Genomic DNA, 14,910 nt, shown 5'->3' on the forward strand with positions numbered 1-14,910 from the left:
CCCCGCTCAGGCCAGCGTCTGCAGCACCTGCTCGGGTAGCGAAGGCCGCCCGAGCAGGTAGCCCTGCACGAAGCCGCAGCCCGCGGCGCGCAGGAGCTCCAGCTGGTCCTCGGTCTCGACGCCCTCGGCGACGACGTTGAGGTCGGCGGCGCGGCCGATCGACACGGCCGCCTCGATGATCCGCCGGTCGCGCTCGCCGGTGTAGCGGGCCACGAACCCGCGGTCGAGCTTGATCGCGTTCAGCGGCAGCCGGGCGAGCCGCGTCAGGCTCGAGTAGCCGGTGCCGAAGTCGTCGAGCGAGACGTACATGCCATGGCGCGAGAGCTGCTCGAGGCCGCTGATGGCCGCATCCCCGCCCTCCATGAGGGTCGTCTCGGTGATCTCGAGGCCGATCCGCTCGGGCGCGGTGCCGGTCTGCTCGAGCGTGTCGATGATCCGCTCCGGGAAGCCCTCCTGCCCGAGCTCGCGGGCGGCGACGTTGACGCTGATCCGGATGTCCTCGGGGAACAGGCGCGACTCGATGCACGCGCGCCGCAGGACCCAGCGGCCGATGTCGGAGATCAGCTGGGCGTCCTGCTCGGCGACCGGCAGGAACCGGCCCGGGCCGAGCAGCCCCTCCTCGGGGTGCTGCCAGCGCACGAGCGCCTCCAGGGCGACCGTGCGCTGCGGCTCGAGCTGCACGATCGGCTGATAGACGAGGCGCAGCTCGTCCTTGAGGATCGCGCGCCGCAGGCCGTCCTCGATCCGCAGCCGGTCGCGCAGGCGGCCCTCCATCGCGCGGTCGAAGATCTCGAACGAGTTGCCGCCGCGCGCCTTCACGCGCTCGACGGCCGCGTCCGCGCCCTGGATGAGGTCGGCCGCGCTGTGGCCGGGCTCCTCGATCGCGATCCCGATCGAGGCCGTGATCTGGCTGCCGGTCTCCAGCGGCGCGCGGAACGTGCGGGCGAGCCGCGCGGCGACGTCCGCGGCCTCGCGCTCGTCGGCGCACTCGGAGAGCACGGCGAACTCGTCCCCGCCCATGCGGGCGAGCGGCTCGGCGACGTCGAGCACCTGGTGCAGGCGCGTCGAGACCTCGATCAGCACGTTGTCGCCGGCGCCGTGGCCGTGCGTGTCGTTGACGGCGCGGAAGCGGTCCAGCCCGAGCAGGAACACGGCGATCCGCTTGCGCTCGGAGCGCTTGAGCGCCTGGCCGAGGCGCTCCTGGAACAGCAGCCGGTTCGGGAGGCCCGTGAGCGGGTCGTGCAGCGCCTGGTGGGCGAGCTGCGCCTGCAGCCGCCGGGCCTCGGAGATGTCGGTCAGCGACGCCACCATCCCGGTGACCTCGCCGCTCGCACCGGTCCGCAGCGGCTGGTAGTTGGCGGAGATCGCGATCACCGTGCCGTCGGGGCGGGTGATCTGCTGCTTGACGTCGCGGACCGCCTCGCCGTGCACGATCGTGCGCGCCCACGGGCTGTTGGCGCCGCGGTCGAGCGGATTGCCGTCCATGTCGCGCAGGCCGATCGCGTCCCACCAGCTCGGGTCGCCGAGCATGCGCTCGCGCGGGATGCCGAGGATGTCCTCCACCGCGGGGTTCACGTCGGTGACTTGGCCGCCGACGTCGATCGCCATCAGGCCGGCCTCGACCGTGGCGAGCACCGCGCGCAGGCGCTCCTCGTTGCCGCGCAGCTGCGTGATGTCCTCGGTGTGGGCGAGGACCAGGTCGGGCCCGACCGCGACGAAGCGGACGATCAGCCGCAGCCCGGCGCCGTTGTGGCCGCGCTCGTAGAACAGCTCGCGCTCGACCTGCGTGCCGTCGGCCAGGACGCGCTCGAGGTCCTGCTGCAGCTCGGGCCGATCGGCGAAGACCTCGGTGACCGGACGGCCGATCAGCGCGCTCACGCCCGCTCCGGCCGTGTCGAAGGCCGATCGGTTGGCGCGCTCCAGCACGAACGTGCCGTCGGCGTGCCGCCAGAAGTAGCAGGGCACGGGGATGGCATCGAACAACACCTGGACCTGATCCCTCCGGCTGGACACTGGCAAAAGCACTGGTTACCCGTCCAGATCGGTTCTAGACGTTCGGGTCTTTACCCCATTCGTCATATTCGATGGAGTGAGATCGGGGAATACCTTCGCCATGGACGCCTTCGACATCCCTCGCCTGCGCGGGGTCTCGCACGCTTACGCGTTCTTCGTCGCGGTCGTCGCCGCTGCGCTGTTGATCGTCTTCACCCCCGGTCGCGAGCCGCGGATGGCCGCCGCCGTGTACGGGATCGGGCTGTGCGCGTTGTTCGGCGGCAGCGCGCTCTATCACCGCTGGCGCTGGAACCCGTCCTGGCGGCCGTGGCTGCGGCGCGTGGACCACTCGATGATCTACGTGTTCATCGCGGCGACGTACACGCCGGTGGGCTGGCTCGTGCTCAGCGGCGCGACGCAGTGGATCGTGCTGATCTCGGTCTGGGCGGGCGCGGCCGCGGGCGTCACCCTCTCGATCGCGTGGATCAACGCCCCGCGGTGGCTGTGCGCGATCTGCTATCTCGCGCTCGGCTGGGTCGCCGTCGTCGCGTTCCCGCAGATGCAGTCGGAGCTGGCGACGGTGCCGCTGACGCTGATCGGCCTCGGCGGCCTGCTGTACACGATCGGCGCCGTCATCTACGCGATGGGTCGGCCGAACCCGTGGCCGAAGGTGTTCGGGTTCCACGAGATCTTCCACGTGTTCGTGATCCTCGCGGCGGTCGCGCACTTCGTCGCCATGGCGGGCTGGATCGTGCCGTCCGGGCTGCACAGTTAGCTGTCGGCCATCGAAGTCCAACTGCTGCATCCCGATGCGCGGGTCCCCGGGCGCGGTCGCGACGGCGACGCCGCCTACGACCTCGCGTGCGTCGAGCCGGTCACGCTCGCGCCGGGCGAGCGCGCGCTGGTGCCCACCGGCGTCGCCGTCGCGATCCCGCCCGGGATGTGCGGGCTCGTCCTCCCCCGCTCCGGTCTGGCGATCAAGCACGGCATCTCGTGCGTGAACGCGCCCGGCCTGATCGACCCCAACTACCGCGGCGAGCTGAAGGTGATCCTGATCAACCACGGCGCCGAGCCGTGGTCCGCCGAGCCGGGCGATCGGATCGCGCAGCTGCTGCTGGTCGCCTTCGCCGCGCCCGCCTTGACGGTGGTGGACGCGCTGACGGACAGCGACCGCGGTGCCGGAGGGTTCGGCTCGTCTGGCCGCTGAGCGGCTAGATTGACGCAATGACGCGTTCCCGACCGCGTTGGCTGCGCGTGCTGGCTGCGGCCGCGGTGCTTCTGGCCGCCCCGGTCACCGTCTTTTGGTTCTGGGTGCCGTCGGAGGCCGCCGGCTTCGTGGCGCTGGCCGTCCTCGGCATCTCGCCGATCGTCGCCATGCCGCTGCTCCGCGGTCGCTGGGACCGTGACGCGTTCGCCGTGCAGGGCTTCTTCACGGTCCTGCTGCTGGCGATCTACGCGGCGATCGCCGTGCTCGCGGTCGACGGAGCCCGGGACGCGCTCGCCGCCCGCGACGTCCGGGCGACGCCCGCCGGCGAGTCCGCCGTGTGGGTGCTGATGGCCGCCGAGAGCGTGCTCCTCGCGGCGCTCGTCTGCGCGACCGTGCCGGTGGCCGTCAACCGCCGCGTCCTCGTCCGGGTCGTGGGCGTGCTGGCGGTGCTCGGGTTCGGCACCGCGGGCGCGGCGGTGGCGATCGCCGGCTCGGACCCCTGCGAGCGGTTCGCGTTCGACCGCGCGGCGTGGCAGCGTGACCCTGACCCGGTGGCGGACGGGCTCGTGCGCTGCGGCACGCTCGACGGGCTGACCGAGGCCGAGCTGCGGGCGCAGCTCGTCGACTGGCCGGGCGAGCGCGGCTGGCGCGGTGATCGGCGCGACGCCCTGTGGCTCGGCGGCCGGCTCGAGGTCGACTTCGGCGACGACGGCCGCGTCCGCTCGGCGGAGCTGCATGGGCCGGTGGACGAGACGTGGATGGATTGAGCCGGCCGATCTGGCTGCGGCTGACGGCCGCCGCGCTCGTGCTGGGCGCGTCGTTCGTCGTGGTCGTCTGGGCGTTGCTCGCGGCCCTGTTCGGCTCGGTGGCGGTCGCGCTGGCGGTGTTCGTGGCGGCGTGCTTGATGGCGCTGGCGGTCTGGCCCGTGCTCGCCGGACGCTGGGCGCGCGGAGCGCTGGTCGCCCCGCAGGGCATCGCCGTGCTCGCGGTGCTAGGCGCGTACGTCTTCGTGGCGCTGTTCGCCGCCGAGCAGGTCCGTGCCGGGTTGGAGGAGCGTGTCGCCCACGCCACGCCGAACGATGAGCTGGCGTTCTGGACCGCGCTGGCGCTCGGCGGGGTCCTGGCGGCGGTGATCGTCGCGGTCGCGCTGCCGGTCGAGCTGACGCGCCGGGTGCGGAGGCTGGTGACAGGCGTGCTCGCCGTCACCGGGCTGCTCGGCGCGGGCGCCACGGTGGCGATCGCGGCCGCCGGCGACCCGTGCGACGGGTTCCGGTTCGACGGGTCGGCGTGGCGGTCCGAGGACACCCGCGAGCGCGTTGGCGAAGCGCTCGTGCGCTGCCACACGCTGATCGGGATGCACCGCGACGAGGTCGACGACCTGCTCGGCGGCCAGTCCAGCACCTTGGGGTACCGCTCCTACACCCTCTGGCAGGGCACGGACGCCATGAGCTTCCCCAGCTACCGCACGCTGACCGTCACCTACGGCGACGACCAGCGGGTGCGGTCAGCCAGCGTGGGGCGCCATCACGGCTGACCGTTGAGCGAGTAGCGGCTGTAGCGCTCCGCCACGACCTTCGGCAGCCGCGCGGTCACCCGCACGCCCTCCGGGGTGTCCTCGCGGCCCATCTCGCCCGCGACGTCGTGCAGCTCCGACAGGAGCCCGCCCTCGCTGTAGGGCACGAGCAGGTCCACGTCCTGGAGCGTCTTCTCGAACTCGACGTGGATGCGCTCCTGCAGCTCCTCGAGGCCTTCGCCGGTCTGCGCGGAGACGAGCACGGCGTCCGGGTGGCGGAAGGACAGCTCACGGCGGCGCTCGTCGTCGAGCAGGTCCGCCTTGTTGAGCACGAGCATCCGCGGCGAGCCGCCGGCCTCGATCTCCTCCAGCACGTCCTCGACGGCGCGGGTCATCGCCTCGAGCTCCTCCTCGGGCGCGCCGGCGTCGACCACGTGCAGGACCATGTCGGCCAGCACGGTCTCCTCCAGCGTCGCGGCGAACGCGTTCACGAGCTGATGCGGGAGCTTGCGGATGAAGCCGACGGTGTCCGTCACGAGGAACGTGCGACCGTGCAGCTTGAGCGTGCGCGTGGTCGGGTCCAGCGTGTGGAACAGGCGGTTCCGCACGCCGACCTCGGAGCCGGTGAGCGCGTTGAGCAGCGTCGACTTGCCGGCGTTCGTGTACCCCGCGAGCGCGACGTTCGGCAGGTGCGCCCGCTCGCGCTCGGCGCGCTGCGTCGCGCGCGTGAGCTTCACCTGGTCCAGCCGGCGGCGGAGGACCGTGATCCGGTCGCGCGCGAGGCGGCGGTCCGTCTCGATCTGCGACTCGCCCGGGCCACGGGTGCCGATGCCGCCCACGCCACGGCCGGCGCCGAGACGCTCCAAATGCGTCCACAGGCCGCGCATGCGGGCCATGTTGTACTCGAGCTGGGCCAGCTCGACCTGCATCTTGCCCTCGGCCGTGTGGGCGTGCGAGGCGAAGATGTCGAGGATCACCGATGTGCGGTCGAGCACTGGGAGGTCGAGCTCGCCCTCCAGGTTGCGCTGCTGGCGCGGCGTCAGCTCGTCGTCGGCGACGACGACGTTCGCGTCCGCCCGTTTGAGCAGCGACTTGAGCTCGTCCACCTTGCCGGGGCCGAGATAGACGTTGGGATGGGGCGAGTCGCGCTTCTGGACAAGCTCGCCCACGGTGGCGACACCGGCGGTGCGCAGAAGCTCCTTGAGCTCCTCCAGGTCCGTCGTCTCCTCCGAAGCGGCAATGCAGAAGGCGCGCTGCCGAGCCCGCGGCTCCGCCTTGGCGGCGTAGCTGGACTGGGTGGTGCGGCCATTGCGAGAGCGTTCCAAGACCACTCATTCTAGAGTCCTCGGACCTATGCCCGTCGCCCCCGCGCCAAGCGAATCCGAGCTAGCTGATCGCCTCGCGGCGCGGACGCTCGAGCTGATCGACATCCCGTCGGAGTCCCGCGAGGAGGCGGCGCTCGCCGAGCACGTCGCCGGCGTGCTGCGCGAGGGCGGCGCCGTGGTCGAGGACCTGGGCGACTCGTGCGTGCTCGCCTACCCCGCCGAGACGCGGCCGTCGGTGCTGCTCGCCGGGCACCTGGACACCGTTCCGGCGCAGGACAACCTGCCCGGCCGGATCGAGCGCGGGCACGTGCACGGGCTCGGCGCGTCGGACATGCAGGGCGCGCTCGCGGTGATGATCGAGCTGGTGCTCGCCCGTGCCCCGTACGCGGCGCTGTTCTTCCCGCGGGAGGAGCTGCCGTCGAGCGAGAGCGCGCTGACGCCGCTGCTCGAGCGGCACACGTTCGAGCACGACTTCGTGGTCGTGATGGAGCCGACCGACGGCCAGCTGCACGCCGGCTGCCTGGGCAACATCAACGCGACCTGGACATTCTCCGGCCGCTCCGGGCACTCGGCGCGGCCGTGGCAGGCCGACAACGCGATCCACCGCGCCGCGGTCGGCATCGCCGCGCTGGCGGCCGCCCCGTCGATCCCGATCGTGTCGGACGGCCTGACCTACCACGAGGTGGCGTCGGTGACGCGCGTCGAGGGCGGGATCGCGGCCAACGTCATCCCCGACCGCGCGACCGCGCACGTCAACTACCGCTACGGCCCCGGCAAGACGCCCGAGGAGGCCGAGAAGCGCCTGCACGCGATGACCGCCGGGCTCGGCGAGCTCGAGATCACCGGCAACTCGGGCTCCGCGCCCGCCGCGCTGGACCATCCGCTCGCCCAGAAGCTGATCAAGGCCGGCGACCTCGCCGTCGCCCCGAAGCAGGCGTGGACGCCGGTCGCCGAGTTCGCCGCCGCGGGCTTCGCGGCCGTCAACTTCGGCCCCGGCCAGACGTCGCAGGCGCACCAGCGCACGGAGTCGATCACGATCGACGGCCTCCTGCACGCCCACCGCGTCCTGGAGGCGTTCGGCTCGTGATCCGCCTGTCCCCGGTCCTCGAAGGCCTCGGCACCTACCCGTTCGTGAAGCTGGAAGCCGCCCGGGCGCGGCTGCGCGCGACGGGCATCGAGATCATCGACTTCGGGATGGGCGAGCCGCGCGAGGAGACGCCGGCGTTCATCCGCGAGGCGCTCGCGGCCGCGATCACGCCGCTGGCGCCGTACCCGACCGCGGTCGGCCTGCCCGCGCTGCGCGAGGCGATCGCCGGCTGGGCGTCCCGCCGCTTCTCCGCCACGCTGGACCCGGACACGCAGATCGTGCCCACGCTGGGCTCCAAGGAGGCCGTCTTCGGCCTGGCGCACGTCTTCGCCGGCGATCAGGTGGTCGTGCCCCAGCCCGCGTATCCGGTCTACGACCGCGGCGCGCGCTTCGCCGGCAAGGAGGTCGTCGAGCTGCCGTTGCGCGAGGCCGACGGCTGGCTCCCGGACCTCGACGCGGTCGACTGGTCGCGCGTGGCGATCCTGTGGCTGAACTACCCGAACAACCCGACGGGCGCCACCGCGCCGGTCGCGTTCTACGAGCAGGCCGCGGCGCTCGCTCGCGAGCACGGCTTCGTCCTGGCCAGTGACGAGGCCTACTCCGAGCTCTACTTCGGCTCTGCCGCGCCCGACTCCGCGCTCCAGCTGAGCGACCTCACGAACGTCGCGGTCTTCAACACGCTGTCCAAGCGCTCCTCGATGCCCGGCTACCGCGCCGGCTTCGTCGCGGGCGACCCGGACATCGTCGCCGCGCTGAAGAAGTACCGCCCGAACGTCGGCGTCGCGCCGCCCGAGGTGCTCCAGCGCGCCGCGATCGCCGCCTGGAACGAGGAGACCCACGTCACCGAGGTCCGCGCCCGCTACCGCGCCAAGCGGGACCTCCTCCTCCCCGCCCTGGAAGCGCTCGGCCTGCGCTCCGCCGGCGGCGACGCGTCGTTCTTCCTCTGGATGGAGGGCTCCGACGACCTCGCCGCGCAGTGGCTCGAGCGGGGCGTGATCGTCGCGCCCGGCTCGTTCTTCGGCCCGGCGGGCGAGGGCTACCTGCGGATCGCCCTCGTCCCGCCGCTCGAGGCGATCGAGCGTGCCATCGAGCGCATGGCACCTTGACCGCGTCCGCGCCGAGTCGTTCGGCGCGGACCCGCACACCTACGAGCGCGCCCGCCCGGGACCGCCGCCGGCGCTGATCGACGACCTCGTGGCGCTCGCGCCGAGGCGAAGCTCGCCCGCGTAGCGACCGGCATGTTCGTCCAGCTATGAATGTTCCACGAGCGACCGTCGAGCTACGTCACTCGTTGGCGTGCAGTGCCGCGTTGAGGCCGGCCCAGTTGCCCGAGCGCGGCAGCGCCTCGACCGTGCCGGTCTTCGAGTTGCGGCGGAACAACAGGCCGGTCACGCCGCTGAGGTCGCGACCCTTGACCGTCTCCCCGTCCGGAAGCGTGATGATCGTGCCCGCGGTGACGTAGAGGCCGGCCTCGACCGTGCATTCGTCGCCGAGCGAGATGCCGATGCCCGCGTTCGCGCCGAGCAGGCAGCGCTCGCCGATCGAGATCACCTCGGCGCCGCCGCCCGACAGCGTGCCCATGATCGAGGCGCCGCCGCCCACGTCGCTGCCGTCCCCGACCACGACGCCCGCGGAGATGCGGCCCTCGACCATCGAGGTGCCGAGCGTGCCCGCGTTGTAGTTCACGAAGCCCTCGTGCATGACCGTCGTGCCCTCGGCCAGATGCGCGCCGAGACGCACGCGGTCGGCGTCGGCGACGCGCACGCCGGCGGGCGCGACGTAGTCGGTCATGCGCGGGAACTTGTCGACGCTGAAGACCTGCAGCGCGATGCCGTTCGCGCGCGCCTTCAGCTGCACCGCCGTGAGGTTCGCGGGGTCGATCGGCCCTACGCTCGTCCAGGCGACGTTCGGCAGCACGCCGAAGATGCCCTCGAGGTTGATGCTGCGCGGCTTGACGAGCCGGTGGCTGAGTAGGTGCAGGCGCAGGTAGGCGTCGGCCGTGTTGCGCGGCGGCTTGCCCAGGTCGGCGATGCGCGTGAGCACCGAGGCCTGGCGCACGTCGCGCAGGTCGTCGGCGCGCTGCGCGGTCGGCAGGCCGTGCTCGGCCGCCGCGTCCGCGCTCAGCTCGGTGAGCGCCGACTCGCCCTCGCCACCCAGCCGCGGCGCGGGGTAGAAGACCTCCAGGATGCGGTCGCCCGAGTACGTCGCCAGCCCGGCACCCCAGGCCCCACCTTCGATCATGCCTGCTCCTTGAATGCGTCCACGTGGTCCTTCGCGAAGTCGTCGATCGTGCGGGGATCACGGCCCAGCGCGTCCTTGACGCCGGACGTCACCATCTGCAGCCCGCCGCTCGCGTAGAGCTCGAACTGCTCGCTCAGGCCCTCGGCGTTCCAGGGCGGGACCCCGGCGCGCACGAGCTCGCGCTTCAAGGCCTCGACCGGGATCTCCTCGACCTCGATCTCGCGCCCCGCGGCCGCGAACACCCGCTTCGCCTGGTCACGATAGGAGACGGCCTCCGGGCCGGACAGCCCGTACGCCTTGCCCTCGTGCCCGTCCTCGGTCAGCGCGACGGCGGCCACCTCGGCCACGTCGCGCGCGTCGACGAGGCTGAAGGCCGCGTCCGGGACCGGCGAGTAGAACGTGCCGTCGAGCACGCGCGCGCCCCAGGCGAGCGTGTTCTGCATGAAGCTCGTCGGTCGCAGCAGCGTCCAGGCCATGCCGGAGTCGCGCAGCGCCTGCTCGACGCGGGCGTGGGTGCGGGCGAACCGCAGCGGCGCCTCCGGGTTCGCGCCGATCACGCTGAGCTTGACCACGTGCTGGACGCCCGCCTCCTTCGCGGTCTCCAGGAACGCCTGCTCGAACTCGGACTGCATCGGGCCGATCGGCGAGCACAGGTAGGCGCGGGTGACGCCCTCGAGCGCCGGGCCGAGCGTGCGCGGGTCACCGAGATCGCCCGTGACGGGCTCGAAGCCGAGATCGCGCAGGTGGTGGGCCTTGGTCTCGTCGCGCACGAGCGCGTGGGCCTCGGCGCCGCGGGCCTTGAGCGCCTTGATGACCTCCATCCCCGTCGTCCCGGTCGCACCGGTCACCAGCAGCATCGTCTATTCGGCCTCCATCTCGTTCAGGAACTCCTCGCTCAGCTCGGCGCGGTAGATCGGCTTGGCCCATCCGGTCAGGTCCACGTGCAGGGCGTCGTCGACGTCCACCACGAGCTCACCGCCGTCCAGGTGGACGGTCACCGGCGACTCGCCGCCGCGGACCACGTGCGCCACCGCCGCGCCGCTCGCCCCGGTGCCGCTCGACAGCGTCTCCCCGACACCGCGCTCGAAGATGCGCGCGCGGATCGCGTCGGGGGCGATCTCGTGCCAGAAGGAGACGTTCGTGCGGTTCGGGAACAACGGGCTGTTCTCGATCCCCGGCCCGATCTCCTGCAGGTTCAGCGCGTCGGGGTCCGGGACGCGGATCGCGCACTGCGGGTTGCCGATGTGCACGTGCTGGAACGCGTAGCCAGCGACTTCACCGGTGCCGTCGGGCCCACCGGCCGGGTAGTTCGCCGAGGTGAGGCTCGCGCGGCCCATGTCCACACGGCACGTGGTCGGCGACGTGATCGTCGGGCGGATCTCCCCCGCCAGCGTCTGGATGCTGAACGTGTCGGCGTCCGTCCAGTGGCGGCGCAGGTACAGGATCGCCTCGCGCGCGCCGTTGCCGGACAGCTCGGCCTCGCTGCCGTCCGGGTTGTAGATCCGCAGCCGCGCGACGTACCCCGGCTCGTCCGGCCGCGTGAGGACGAGGACGCCGTCGGCGCCCGGCCCGAAGTGCGGATCGCACAGCCGCTGCACCGTCTTCGCGGACAGCTCGACCTCCTCGAAGATGAGGTAGTCGTTGCCCAGCGCCTGCCACTTTTCGAAGCGCAAGCCTTAGATCATGGCGACAAGCTCGGCGGCGACGTCCTCCGGGCCCCGATCGGTCATGTCGACGAGGTGCGCTCCGGGCAGCTTGCGCAACCACGTGAGCTGCCGCTTGGCGTAGCGGCGGGTGTTGGTCTTCATGCGCTCGACGTCGCCGGCGAGCAGCTCCTCGAAGCCGACGGCCCGGCGGGCGGTGGCGCTCGCGCGGTCCGCCACGGCGCGCACCTCGGCCTCCGCCCCGGCGGCGACCATCGCGTCCACGCGGGCGTTGATCCGCTCGTAGAGGCGCTCGCGGTCCATCACGAGCGCGGCGAGCAGCGTCGGGTGGCGCGTGTGCTCGGTCCACAGCTGGTCGCCGGACGGCGGCTGCTCCCCGACCGCGAGCAGCTCGTGCGCGCGGATGATCCGGTGCGTGTCGGTGGGCTTGATGCCCAGGCTCGCGGGCAGCTCGGCGTGGAGCTCGGCGATGTCACGCGCGGCCAGCCGGGCGCGGATCTCCGGGTCGACCGGTGGGCGCAGGTCGAGATCCGCCAGCGCGGCGCGCAGGTACAGGCCGGTGCCGCCGACGACGATCGGCCTCCTCCCCTGCGCGAGCAGCGCGTCGATCGTCGCGTGCGCATGCTTGGCGAACGCGCCCGCCGAGTACGTCTGGTCGACCGGGACGAACCCGAGCAGGCGGTGCTCGAGCTCCGCCTGCTCGTGCGCGTCGGCGGCGCCGGTGAGGATCGGCAGGCCGGCGTAGACCTGCATGGCGTCGGCGGACACGGCGACCGGATCCTCCCCGCGCGCACGCAGACGCTCCGCGACCGCGATGGCCACGGCGGTTTTGCCGACCCCTGTCGGCCCGAAGACGGCGATGACGCGCACGGGTGGGCAGTATCGTCACCCGGAGATGCCCGTCCGCGTGGGAACCGGTCTGTCGACGCTCGCCGAGCCGCGCGCCGCGGCGCTGGACGCGGCCTCAGCGGCCGCCGCCGAGCTGGGCACGGACCGCTGCGACCTCGTCGTCCTGTTCGCCTCCGGCGGCGTGCTGGATGCGCCGGAGCTCGTCCTCGAAGCCGTGCACGAGATCCTGCGCCCGGAGACGCTGATCGGGTGCGGCGCCGGCGGCGTGATCGGGCACGGCCGCGAGATCGAGAACGGCACCGCCGTGTCGGTCTGGGCCGCCTCGCTCGACGAGGGCCTCGCGACGTCGTTCCACGCGGCGGTCGAGGAGATCGAGTCGGGCACGGGCGCGCTGACCGGCATGGCCGACCTGACGGGCGCCGACGGCGCCGTCCTCCTCAGCGATCCGGTGACGTTCCCGACCGCTGCGGTGCTCAAGTTCCTGTCGGAATCGACGCCGATGCTGCCGCTGATCGGCGGCCTCGCCTCGGGACGCCGCGGGGCCGAGGAGGAGACGGTGCTGTTCATCGACGAGCGCGTCGTGAGCGAGGGCGCGGTGGGCGTGCGCCTCGACGGCGTCGAGATGCTGCCGGCCGTCTCCCAGGGCGCGTCGCCGATCGGACCCGAGCTGACCATCACCGCCGGCGAGGGGCACGTGATCGGCGAGCTGGCGGGCAAGCCGGCGCTCGAGAAGCTCCGTGACACGATCGAGGAGCTGCCGCCCGAGGAGCTCCGGCTCGTCCAGGGCGGGCTGCTCGTCGGCATCGTCGTGGACTCCAACAAGCCCGACTACCTGCAGGGCGACTTCCTCGTGCGCGGGCTGGTCGGGGCGGATCCGGAGACGGGCCAGGTGGCGGTCGCCGCCGATGTCCATCCCGGGCAGGTCGTCCGCCTGCACGCGCGCGACGCCGAGAGCGCGGACCGCGACCTGCGCGAGGCGCTGTCGATCCGGATGACCGCGCTGGGTGGCCGGCCACCGGCGGGTGCGCTGGTCTTCGCCTGCAACGGGCGTGGGCGCAGCCTCTTCGGCCGCCCGGACCACGACGCCGAGGTCGTCGCGGACGCGCTCTTCGGCGCCCCGGCCGCGGGCTTCTTCGCGGCGGGCGAGATCGGCCCGGTCGGCGGCGGCTACTTCTTGCATTCCTTCACGGCGACGGTGGCGGTGTTCGCATGAACCTCGATGGTGCGCGGGTGTTGTTGACGGGCGCGACGGGCGGCCTCGGCCAGGCGATCGCGCGGGCGTTGCACGCTCGCGGAGCGTCGCTGGTGCTCACGGGGCGGCGCGCCGACGTGCTCGAGCCGCTCGCGTCCGAGGTCGGTGGGCGCGCGGTGGCGTCGGATCTCGCCGATCCGTCCGCCGTCGACGCGCTGCTGGCGGAGGCGGGCGAGGTCGACGTGCTCGTCGCCAACGCGGGCCTGCCGGGCAGCGGCGGGCTGCACTCGTTCTCGGTCGAGGAGATCGACCGGGCGCTGACCGTCAACCTGCGCGCGCCGATGCTGCTCGCGCAGGCGCTGTCCCCGCGGATGGTCGAGCGCGGGCGCGGGCACCTGCTCTTCATGTCCTCGCTGGCGGGCAAGGCGGGCGCGCCGGGCTCGTCGGTCTACGCGGCCACCAAGTTCGGGCTGCGCGGGTTCGGCCTGGCACTGCGGGAGGACCTCGCCGACAAGGGCGTCGGCGTGTCCGTGGTCCTGCCCGGGTTCATCCGCGAGGCGGGGATGTTCGCCGAGTCCGGCGCGAAGCTCCCGCCGTTCGTCGGCACGAAGCGCCCGGAGGACGTGTCCCGCGCGGTCGTGAAGGCGATCGAGCTCAACCGCGCGGAGATCGACGTCGCGCCGGTCGCGCTGCGGGCGGGAACGCTGCTGGCCTCGGTGGCGCCGGGCCCGGTCGGCTCGGTCCAGCGCAAGCTCGGTGCCGTCAAGACGTCCGAGGCGATCGGGCGCGGGCAGACGTCGAAGCGCTAGCCGTCGCTGATCCGGCCGGCGGCGGTGACGCCGTCGGTGCGGGGCACCTCGGTGGCGTTGCCGACCGCCGCGAGGACCTCGTCGGCGAGCTTGGGCCCGTCGGCATCCGACAGTGGCGTCGCCTGGATGCGGACCACGACCTCGTCGGCGTCCACCTCCTCCAGCGAGATGTTCGGCTCCCCGCGTGTGGGCGTGGTGATCGCCGCTTCGAGCATCGTCTGGATCGCGCTCGGGCGCACGTCGGGCCGGAGGCGGGCCCGGAGGTCGACCGCCGCGGGCTCGCGCAGCGGGACGACCGCCGCGCTCAGGACGACGTTGTTCGGGACCATGATCGAGTCCTGGCCCTGGGCGAGCGTCGTGTAGAGCAGGCCGAGGCTGGACACGACGCCCTCGACCTGGCCGGCGAGGCCACCGGCCTGCAGGCGGACGCGGTCGCCGACCTTGAACGGGCGGACCGAGATCAGCACGAGGCCCGCGATCAGGTTGCCGAGCGTCTGCTGGGCGGCGAGGCCGAGGACGACCGCCGTGATCGCGCCGCCGAACGCGAGCGTTCCGGGGTCAAGGCCCGCGATCCGCAGCGAGGCGACGGCGGCGATCACGAGGAACGCGAAGCGGATCAGGAAGCCCGCGGTGCCCGCGGTGCCCGGGTCCATCCGGCGGAACAGCGCGGGGGCGGTGAAGCGGCCCAGGTCGCGAGCGATCGCCCAGCCGAGCGCGAGCATCACGATCGCAGCAGCGATCCGGACGGGCGCGTCGAGGCCGAAGATGCGCTCGCGCTCGACGAACGCGACGATCGTCAGGGCCAGGAGCGGGATGACCGCCGCCAGCTCCCACTTGGCGCGGCGGGCTTTCTTGGCGGTCTGCAGGGTCAATGAGCGCGCCTTGGGCGCGACGTGAGGTCGGTGGAGACGTGGCACTTCAGGGATCCACGCTTCCCGGCGCACCGGGTTTCAGTCGCGTGATCTCGATCACAAGTCGTTCACTCCGATCGCCCGGATTCCCGGCAGGGTCCTCCGCGGAGGGACCCAACT

The 14,910-nt window shown here is 72.7% G+C and carries 16 protein-coding genes; 9 read left to right on the forward strand and 7 right to left on the reverse strand.

Going from position 1 to position 14,910, the window contains the following annotated elements; all coding sequences use genetic code 11:
- Window positions 1-6: 6 nt before the first annotated feature.
- Complete coding sequence (locus C8N24_RS26965) at window positions 7-1,986, reverse strand: putative bifunctional diguanylate cyclase/phosphodiesterase (RefSeq protein ID WP_170179452.1); 1,980 nt, start codon at window positions 1,984-1,986, stop codon at window positions 7-9.
- A gap of 127 nt (window positions 1,987-2,113) precedes the next feature.
- On the opposite strand from C8N24_RS26965, the gene trhA reads away from it, so the two are divergent.
- Genes trhA through C8N24_RS26985 form a run of 4 tightly spaced genes read left to right on the forward strand, consistent with a single transcriptional unit; the run spans window position 2,114 to window position 4,733 of the window.
- A complete protein-coding gene (trhA, locus tag C8N24_RS26970; RefSeq protein ID WP_121255992.1) occupies window positions 2,114-2,767 on the forward strand; it encodes a PAQR family membrane homeostasis protein TrhA in 654 nt (217 codons plus the stop codon).
- Complete coding sequence (dut, locus tag C8N24_RS26975) at window positions 2,768-3,199, forward strand: dUTP diphosphatase (RefSeq protein WP_121255994.1); 432 nt, start codon at window positions 2,768-2,770, stop codon at window positions 3,197-3,199.
- A gap of 17 nt (window positions 3,200-3,216) precedes the next feature.
- The gene (locus C8N24_RS26980) at window positions 3,217-3,966 is read left to right on the forward strand and encodes a hypothetical protein (RefSeq protein WP_147448006.1); all 750 of its coding nucleotides are present in this window, start codon (window positions 3,217-3,219) and stop codon (window positions 3,964-3,966) included.
- The gene (locus tag C8N24_RS26985) at window positions 3,963-4,733 is read left to right on the forward strand and encodes a hypothetical protein (RefSeq protein WP_121255998.1); all 771 of its coding nucleotides are present in this window, start codon (window positions 3,963-3,965) and stop codon (window positions 4,731-4,733) included. Before C8N24_RS26980 ends, C8N24_RS26985 begins: the two co-directional genes overlap by 4 nt.
- Here C8N24_RS26985 and hflX read toward each other — a convergent pair.
- Window positions 4,724-6,043 (reverse strand): GTPase HflX, encoded by a 1,320-nt coding sequence (gene hflX, locus C8N24_RS26990; protein WP_121256000.1) that lies wholly within the window; start codon window positions 6,041-6,043, stop codon window positions 4,724-4,726. The genes C8N24_RS26985 and hflX overlap by 10 nt on opposite strands.
- A gap of 22 nt (window positions 6,044-6,065) precedes the next feature.
- Here hflX and dapE point away from each other — a divergent pair, with 22 nt between their 5' ends.
- The 3 genes from dapE to C8N24_RS34370 are packed head-to-tail and all read left to right on the forward strand — an operon-like array spanning window position 6,066 to window position 8,354.
- Entirely contained in the window at window positions 6,066-7,124 is a 1,059-nt protein-coding gene (gene dapE, locus C8N24_RS26995; protein WP_121256002.1) for a succinyl-diaminopimelate desuccinylase, read from the forward strand.
- Complete coding sequence (locus C8N24_RS27000; RefSeq protein ID WP_121256004.1) at window positions 7,121-8,230, forward strand: pyridoxal phosphate-dependent aminotransferase; 1,110 nt, start codon at window positions 7,121-7,123, stop codon at window positions 8,228-8,230. The genes dapE and C8N24_RS27000 overlap by 4 nt, the downstream gene beginning before the upstream one ends.
- Window positions 8,205-8,354: a hypothetical protein gene (locus C8N24_RS34370; protein ID WP_170179453.1), complete on the forward strand. Its 150-nt coding sequence runs from the start codon at window positions 8,205-8,207 to the stop codon at window positions 8,352-8,354. The genes C8N24_RS27000 and C8N24_RS34370 overlap by 26 nt, the downstream gene beginning before the upstream one ends.
- A 54-nt stretch (window positions 8,355-8,408) precedes the next feature.
- On the opposite strand, the gene dapD is transcribed toward C8N24_RS34370, so the two are convergent.
- The 4 genes from dapD to miaA are packed head-to-tail and all read right to left on the reverse strand — an operon-like array spanning window position 8,409 to window position 11,899.
- Window positions 8,409-9,365, reverse strand: a complete 957-nt coding sequence (dapD, locus tag C8N24_RS27005) for a 2,3,4,5-tetrahydropyridine-2,6-dicarboxylate N-succinyltransferase (protein WP_121256006.1) — start codon at window positions 9,363-9,365, stop codon at window positions 8,409-8,411.
- The gene (locus tag C8N24_RS27010; RefSeq protein WP_170179454.1) at window positions 9,362-10,213 is read right to left on the reverse strand and encodes an SDR family oxidoreductase; all 852 of its coding nucleotides are present in this window, start codon (window positions 10,211-10,213) and stop codon (window positions 9,362-9,364) included. The genes dapD and C8N24_RS27010 overlap by 4 nt, the downstream gene beginning before the upstream one ends.
- Window positions 10,214-10,225: 12 nt before the next feature.
- Complete coding sequence (dapF, locus tag C8N24_RS27015) at window positions 10,226-11,038, reverse strand: diaminopimelate epimerase (protein WP_121256010.1); 813 nt, start codon at window positions 11,036-11,038, stop codon at window positions 10,226-10,228.
- A gap of 3 nt (window positions 11,039-11,041) precedes the next feature.
- On the reverse strand, window positions 11,042-11,899 hold the full coding sequence (gene miaA, locus C8N24_RS27020; RefSeq protein ID WP_121256012.1) for a tRNA (adenosine(37)-N6)-dimethylallyltransferase MiaA: 858 nt from the start codon (window positions 11,897-11,899) through the stop codon (window positions 11,042-11,044).
- A gap of 25 nt (window positions 11,900-11,924) precedes the next feature.
- Here miaA and C8N24_RS27025 point away from each other — a divergent pair, with 25 nt between their 5' ends.
- Together C8N24_RS27025 and C8N24_RS27030 are read left to right on the forward strand one after the other, a co-directional pair.
- A complete protein-coding gene (locus C8N24_RS27025) occupies window positions 11,925-13,091 on the forward strand; it encodes an FIST signal transduction protein (protein ID WP_170179455.1) in 1,167 nt (388 codons plus the stop codon).
- The gene (locus C8N24_RS27030; protein WP_121256016.1) at window positions 13,088-13,879 is read left to right on the forward strand and encodes an SDR family NAD(P)-dependent oxidoreductase; all 792 of its coding nucleotides are present in this window, start codon (window positions 13,088-13,090) and stop codon (window positions 13,877-13,879) included. Before C8N24_RS27025 ends, C8N24_RS27030 begins: the two co-directional genes overlap by 4 nt.
- Here C8N24_RS27030 and C8N24_RS27035 read toward each other — a convergent pair.
- The gene (locus tag C8N24_RS27035; protein WP_121256018.1) at window positions 13,876-14,751 is read right to left on the reverse strand and encodes a mechanosensitive ion channel family protein; all 876 of its coding nucleotides are present in this window, start codon (window positions 14,749-14,751) and stop codon (window positions 13,876-13,878) included. The genes C8N24_RS27030 and C8N24_RS27035 overlap by 4 nt on opposite strands.
- Window positions 14,752-14,910: the final 159 nt, after the last annotated feature.

It is taken from the genome of Solirubrobacter pauli, from assembly GCF_003633755.1.
Classification (GTDB): domain Bacteria; phylum Actinomycetota; class Thermoleophilia; order Solirubrobacterales; family Solirubrobacteraceae; genus Solirubrobacter; species Solirubrobacter pauli.

Excerpts from the sequence above, each read along its gene's own strand:
- trhA (WP_121255992.1), top strand. The coding sequence starts at position 2,114 with ATGGACGCCTTCGACATCCCTCGCCTGCGCGGGGTCTCGCACGCTTAC.
- C8N24_RS26980 (WP_147448006.1), top strand. The coding sequence starts at position 3,217 with ATGACGCGTTCCCGACCGCGTTGGCTGCGCGTGCTGGCTGCGGCCGCG.
- dapE (WP_121256002.1), top strand. The coding sequence starts at position 6,066 with ATGCCCGTCGCCCCCGCGCCAAGCGAATCCGAGCTAGCTGATCGCCTC.
- dapD (WP_121256006.1), bottom strand. The coding sequence starts at position 9,365 with ATGATCGAAGGTGGGGCCTGGGGTGCCGGGCTGGCGACGTACTCGGGC.
- C8N24_RS27025 (WP_170179455.1), top strand. The coding sequence starts at position 11,925 with ATGCCCGTCCGCGTGGGAACCGGTCTGTCGACGCTCGCCGAGCCGCGC.
- C8N24_RS27030 (WP_121256016.1), top strand. The coding sequence starts at position 13,088 with ATGAACCTCGATGGTGCGCGGGTGTTGTTGACGGGCGCGACGGGCGGC.